At 40.9% G+C, this 6,476-nt stretch carries 4 protein-coding genes; 3 read left to right on the top strand and 1 reads right to left on the bottom strand.

The features are described 5' to 3' along the window. On the top strand, positions 1 to 1,745 hold a 1,745-nt coding region (locus tag RBR61_RS10030; RefSeq protein WP_320344045.1), incomplete at its 5' end, for an EAL domain-containing protein. Here RBR61_RS10030 and RBR61_RS10025 read toward each other — a convergent pair. Beyond that, complete coding sequence (locus RBR61_RS10025) at positions 1,742 to 3,763, bottom strand: hypothetical protein (protein WP_320344043.1); 2,022 nt, start codon at positions 3,761 to 3,763, stop codon at positions 1,742 to 1,744. The genes RBR61_RS10030 and RBR61_RS10025 overlap by 4 nt on opposite strands. 182 nt (positions 3,764 to 3,945) lie before the next feature. Here RBR61_RS10025 and grpE point away from each other — a divergent pair, with 182 nt between their 5' ends. Continuing rightward, entirely contained in the window at positions 3,946 to 4,503 is a 558-nt protein-coding gene (gene grpE / locus RBR61_RS10020) for a nucleotide exchange factor GrpE (RefSeq protein ID WP_320344040.1), read from the top strand. Positions 4,504 to 4,680: 177 nt separating this feature from the next. Then, the coding region (dnaK, locus tag RBR61_RS10015; RefSeq protein WP_320344039.1) for a molecular chaperone DnaK at positions 4,681 to 6,476 on the top strand (1,796 nt) is incomplete at its 3' end.

The following is a 6,476-nucleotide window of genomic DNA, read 5'->3' as shown; positions in this document are numbered from 1 at the left end:
TTTTAGATACCTCGGAGACAACCACCACTGATGAGCTCTTCTCGATGTTTAGCAAAGAGTATGTAAGAGCCGAGTATGAGCATATCATATCTTTGATGCTTACCTCAAATGTAAAATATGTCTATATACTCTACAGGGACGAAGATGGAAAATTTAGATTTCTTCTTGACGCCTCAAAAACGGACAAAGCAAACTTCAACCAAAAATTTGATGTAGAGACTAAGGAGTATGACGCGGTATATAAAACAAAAAAACCGCAGATCATTCAGCAAAACGACATAGAAAATCTATACCTTACATATCTCTACCCTATAATAAACAACGGAGAGGTTATAGGGGTATTTAACATAGATATCACGACAAATATCCAAAAGATCATCCTGGAGTCCATAAAGCCGCTTGAGACCTTTTTCGTAGTTTTGATAATCTTCGTTCTTCTTCTGATGGCTATGACGGTGATGCAGATATTTCACTACTTTGTTACCAGAAAAAAGATATTTACAGACCCTCTTACAAAAACGTTTAACAGAAACTACCTTGAAGAGACCGTCCCGCTTCTAAATCTATCGCACTACTCTCTGGCAATGCTTGATCTGGACAAATTCAAGATCATAAACGACACCTACGGGCATAAAGCCGGCGACTACGTTCTCTCTCAAGCGAGTAAAGTATTTAAAGACTCCATCAGGGACAGTGACATCTTGGTAAGATACGGCGGAGAGGAGTTTTTGCTTCTAATAAACAACCGAAGCAAAACAAAATCTGATCAGGATATATGTGAACGCCTAAGAAAAAACGTACAAAAAGAGCACTTCTTGTACGATACCCATGAGATCAACGTGAGTGTTTCCATCGGTCTGCATAAATATCCGCATCTTGAGAAGAATCTTCAAGAGGCGATAAAGATAGCCGACAAAATGCTCTATATCGCCAAAAAAAGCGGAAGAAACAGAGTAGTCTGCTATGATGAAAAAGCCAACAGAGAGGATTTCTCATCCTCTGCGGATATCAGTTTTGTAAAAGAGGCTATCGATGAGGATAGAGTGATCTGTCACTATCAGCCTATCTACGACTACAGGCATACAAGAATATTCAAATATGAAGCACTTGTTAGGATAGTCACAAGAGATGGCAAGATAGTTCCGCCTCTTGCCTTTTTGCCACAGATAAAAGAGACCAATATTCACTATAAACTGACACAGAGGATTCTTCTTGTTGTATTTGAGGCCTTTAGACACAACAACAAGCTTGTGAGCATAAATATGAACTTCTCCGACCTCATCAATCCTGATATAGAGGAGACCATTATCAAAAATCTGCGAGATGACCAGCATCTTGCATCGCGTGTTACGTTTGAGATACTTGAGAGCGACGAGATAGACGATATCGAACTTTTTAAACAGAAGATCAACCTGCTCCACTCTCTTAAAGCAAAGGTCTCTATAGATGATTTTGGAAGCGGTTACTCAAACTTTAAGACGATCATAGACGTAGAGGCGAACTTCCTAAAGATCGACGGCTCACTTGTCAAAAATATTGACGTAAACGCAAAAGATTTCAAAGTGGTAAAGAGCATCATTCACTTTGCAAAGCAGAGCAATATGCAGACAATAGCGGAGTTCGTCCACTCAAAAGAGGTCTACGATAAACTTCTCATGCTTGATATAGACTTTATGCAGGGGTACTATATCTCGGAGCCGAAAAACTATCTTGCAGAGAGTGATGAGCTTTTCAAAACTCTTTAAAACAGCTTTTTAAAGAGCTTGTTTATCTCCTTCTCTATCACCTTATTTACCTTCTCCTCTACTTTTTTGCCCGCTTCTGACTTCATAAACTTCTCCAAGTCTATCACTATTTTAGGAGAATCTATATCGCCTACAAGCCTCCCGCTTATCTCATTTTTCTTAGCTCTTAACGTAATGTCGGTATCTATCTTGTTGGTTTTCGTTTTTAGCTTTGTTGCCGCCGTCTTTATTGAAGCCTCTTTTGAGCGGAGATCAACTGAGGCTAAAACACTCTCTTTATCTATCTTGGCACTCACGTCACCGTTAAAATGTTCTCTGTACATATCTACCTTTGTGTACTGCTTTATAAGATCAAAGGTCTGATTTTTTACAAAAACCGCATCTGCGACTTGAGCTTTCATACTCCCCCTGCTTTGCGCCAGATTGTAATCTATCTTTGCATTTAACGAAGCGTCTGCTATCTCGGGATAGAAGAACATATGCAAAACCGCATTTGCACTTACCAAACTTACATCCGCAAGAAGTTCATCGTTATGAAGCTTTGCAGCTACCTTTCCCTTGGCAATATTCGAATTAAAGGTGAGATCAAGATCTTTTGCCTTTGAGATATCGCCATCTGCTGCAAGAGAGCCTCTTATATGACGTTTCGTCACAAAAAAGAGAGCGTCAAGATCAGGTACGCTTAGCTTATAGTCGCTCTTTATGGAGCCATCTTTGAGAGTGAACTTTGCACTTTTTATATCTATATCCGCAATGTTTGAATTAAATTCTGCCTTTGTGTCGGCGATATCTCCCTTTAGAAGGGTCTCTGCTTTGAGGTTAAATGAAGTCTTTGGCATAGGAGATGCAAACTCATACATCTTGCTGATATATTTGGAATCAAGAACTCCTTTTGTTACTCTTGTCTCTACTTTTCCGCTTAGAGAATTAGCTCTTGCGTCATTTATATCTACATCCATGGAGAGGAGCCCATCCGTATAGTGGGGCTGTTTTGCCATGTAGAGAAGTTTTGCGATGTCAAGATCTACTATTTTTGCTTTTATGGATGCCGGAGCGAAATCTTTTAAGATAGCTTCAAAAACACTCTCCGATGATGCCAGATCGCTTATGCCTGCAACTGAGAGTCTCTCCCTCTCCCCTTTTACGCTTCCGCTTAGTTTAAAAGCACCCCTTAAATCAGCCTTTGTTATGGGCTTTAAAACCTCAAGGTCTTCAATGTTTAGCGAGTATTTCAAGTCTGCTTTAAAGGGCTGCGGCAAGATTGTTCCGTATGAGTTTATGTTAAAGAGGTTTGAGAACAGACTGGAGCTGTACTCTATCTCATCGCCTTTTAATTTTGCATTCAGATCCATAGAAAAAGAGGTTTTAGGGATGGTTACGTTAAAGTCGCTTAACATATATTTAGGGTCTATCTTACCATCTTTGCTCTTTAAGATGATCTCTCCGTCCATCTTATGCGGCGTGATGTCTCTGAAGCTTATATCCATATCTATCTCTGCCGTTGCATAAGGATTTTGTGCACTCATATATAGAAGAGAGGCCAACTCTGCCCCCTTAATATTTGCGATGATTGATGTCGGATTTAGCTCGCGAAGCTCTATATGGTAAGCTGTATTGCTCTTTGCCACGCTGCTTTTACCCTCTATCTTCATAAAGCCGATATCTCCGCGAACTCTTCCATCCGTTGCAAAGCCTCCCCTTAGCTCCGTTTTGGTTAATGATCTTAAACTGCCAAGATCTTTAAGCTCTACATCGTAAGAGATATCAAAAGATCTTGCAAAGAGCGAGTACTCTCCTTTTGCTATGAGAACATTGTCCCTGTTTAGCTCCAAAACTATCTCAAAATCGCTAATGCCCAGACGAAACTCAACCAGCTTACTCTCCATTTTCGTCTGCTCTTTGATCTTGTCCTCTATAAAAGGCTTTACAAATCCATTACCAATTTTGGTAAAAGCAACTACATATAAAGTTGCGACCGCCACCGCTAAAAACGCGCCTATCCAAGCTAAAAACTTCATACCCTCTCCAATATAAGCTATTTTATAATGATACAATATAAGCTATTTTTTTAGCAAACAACAAAGTTGATAACACTAGACTCAACTTAATTAACTAAAAAAAATCAATTACTACTTGACATTATTACACTCAATATGTATAATAATGCCATCTTTTCAAAAAAAGGAGTAATTTAACAACTATGTCAAAAGAAAAAAACGAAGAGCTTCAAGAAGAATCTCTTGAAAATGCAGAGCTTAACGAAGTAGCCGAGGAGGCTGCTGCCGAAGCTCAAGCTGTTGAAAATGAACTTGATCTTCTGCAAGAGGAGCTGGCTGCTCTTAAAGATAAGTATGCACGCGTTCACGCCGACTTTGATAACATCAAAAAGAGGCTGGAGAAGGAGAAGTATACTGCCGTAGAGTATTCAAATGAGAAATTTGCCAAAGATATGATACCTGTAATGGATGCTCTTGGGATGGCACTCTCTTCTACGCAGAACATAAATGATCCGCAGGAGCATTTGGAAAAACTAAAAGAGGGGATAGAACTTACATTAAAGCAGCTCACCAACTCTTTACAAAAACACGGCGTAACTATGGTCTCTCATGATGAGCCGTTTGACCCGAATATCCACAACGCTATACAAAGTGTAGATAGCGATACGGTTGAGAGCGGTCAGATCGTTCAGACTTTTCAAACCGGATACAGATATAAAGATAGACCGTTAAGAGAAGCTATGGTGGTAGTCGCCAATTAACAGTGCTACTTAAGTAGCAGAGAAAAAAAGAGTATGGCGATACAATTTCGCCTGATAAAAACTTTTATAAAATCTGACACGAACGTGTCAAGCTTTAGTGCCTTAGCGGCTAGCGAAAGCAAAAGGGACGTGTTCCTTTTGCGACAAATTAAATAAACAAACAAAGGAAACAAAATTATGTCAAAAGTTATAGGTATAGATTTAGGAACAACAAATTCATGTGTAGCGGTTTATGAGGGCGGCGAAGCGAAGATCATCCCGAACAAAGAGGGAAAGAACACAACTCCTTCAGTTGTTGCATTTACAGACAAAGGTGAGGTTTTAGTAGGAGATCCTGCAAAACGTCAGGCGATCACTAACCCGAACAAGACCATCTCTTCTATTAAGAGAATTATGGGTCTTATGATGAGCGAAGAGAACGCAAAAGCGGCTCACGACAAAGTAACATACAATATCGTAGACAAAGACGGTATGGCAGCAGTTGATGTTGCAGGAAAGATCTACACGCCGCAAGAGATATCTGCTAAGATCCTTAGCAAACTAAAAGAGGATGCAGAGGCTTACCTTGGCTCAACTGTAACTGACGCGGTTATCACGGTTCCTGCATACTTCAACGATGCGCAGAGAAAAGCGACAAAAGACGCGGGAACTATCGCAGGACTTAACGTCTTACGTATCATCAACGAGCCGACGGCTTCTGCTCTTGCATACGGACTCGATAGCAAAGGTGATGAGAACGTACTTGTTTACGACCTTGGGGGCGGAACGTTTGACGTTACGGTTCTAGAGATCAGCGACGGCACTTTTGAGGTTCTCTCTACTGACGGTAACGCATTCTTGGGTGGAGACGACTTTGACAACAAGATCGTTGATTACCTAAACAGCGAGTTCAAGAGCTCTCACGGGATAGATCTTAAAAACGACAAAATGGCGCTGCAGCGTCTAAAAGATGCTGCTGAAAATGCTAAAAAAGAGCTATCAAGCTCAACCGAGACCGAGATCAACCTTCCGTTTATCACGATGACTGAAGCGGGACCTCAACACCTTGTGACAAAACTTACTCGCGCAAAATTCGAGAGCATGATCGAGAAGCTTGTTGAAGAGACTATCAGCCACATTAAAACGGCTATGAAAGATGCTGATTTGGACAACGACGCTATCAAAGAGATCATCATGGTCGGCGGTTCAACTCGTGTTCCGTTGGCGCAAAAGATGGTATCTGATTTCTTCGGCGGCAAAAAACTTAACAAAGGGGTAAACCCTGATGAAGTTGTTGCTGCGGGTGCGGCTATCCAAGGCGGTGTTTTAAGAGGAGATGTTAAAGACGTACTTCTTCTAGATGTTACTCCGCTATCTCTTGGGATCGAGACTCTAGGCGGTGTTGCGACTAAGATCATTGAAAAAGGTACTACGATACCTGTTAAAAAATCTCAGATCTTCTCAACTGCAGAAGACAACCAGCCTGCTGTTAGCATCTCGGTTGTTCAGGGTGAGAGAGAGTTTGCAAAAGATAACAAATCTTTAGGTCTTTTTGAACTCGGAGATATTCCTGCAGCTCCAAGAGGTGTGCCTCAGATCGAGGTTACTTTTGACATTGATGCAAACGGTATCTTAACTGTTAGTTCAACAGACAAAGGTACAGGTAAATCTCAATCGATCACTATCAGCGGAAGTTCAGGACTAAGCGAAGAAGAGATCAACAAAATGGTTCAAGACGCAGAGGCGCACAAAGCTGAAGATACAAAAAGAAAAGAGCTTGTTGAGCTTAAAAACCAAGCGGATGCGCTTATAGCACAGACTGAGAAATCTCTTGGCGAGATGGGTGAGAAGATCGAAGCAGAGGAAAAAGCAAAGATCGAGAGCGCTATTGCAGAACTTAAAGATACTCTAAAAGATGAGAGCGCTACAAAAGAGCAGATCGAAGCAAAAGTAAAAACTCTAACTGAAGCGAGCCACAAAATGGCTGAGCAGAT

Source organism: Sulfurimonas sp. (assembly GCF_034005705.1).
Taxonomy (GTDB): domain Bacteria; phylum Campylobacterota; class Campylobacteria; order Campylobacterales; family Sulfurimonadaceae; genus Sulfurimonas.
The sequence above is the reverse complement of the archived record's forward strand: the minus strand, read 5'-3'. Positions and strand labels throughout refer to the sequence as shown.

What these genes read in the sequence shown, in the direction of transcription:
- grpE (WP_320344040.1), top strand. Translation starts at nt 3,946, where the DNA reads ATGTCAAAAGAAAAAAACGAAGAGCTTCAAGAAGAATCTCTTGAAAAT.
- RBR61_RS10025 (WP_320344043.1), bottom strand. Translation starts at nt 3,763, where the DNA reads ATGAAGTTTTTAGCTTGGATAGGCGCGTTTTTAGCGGTGGCGGTCGCA.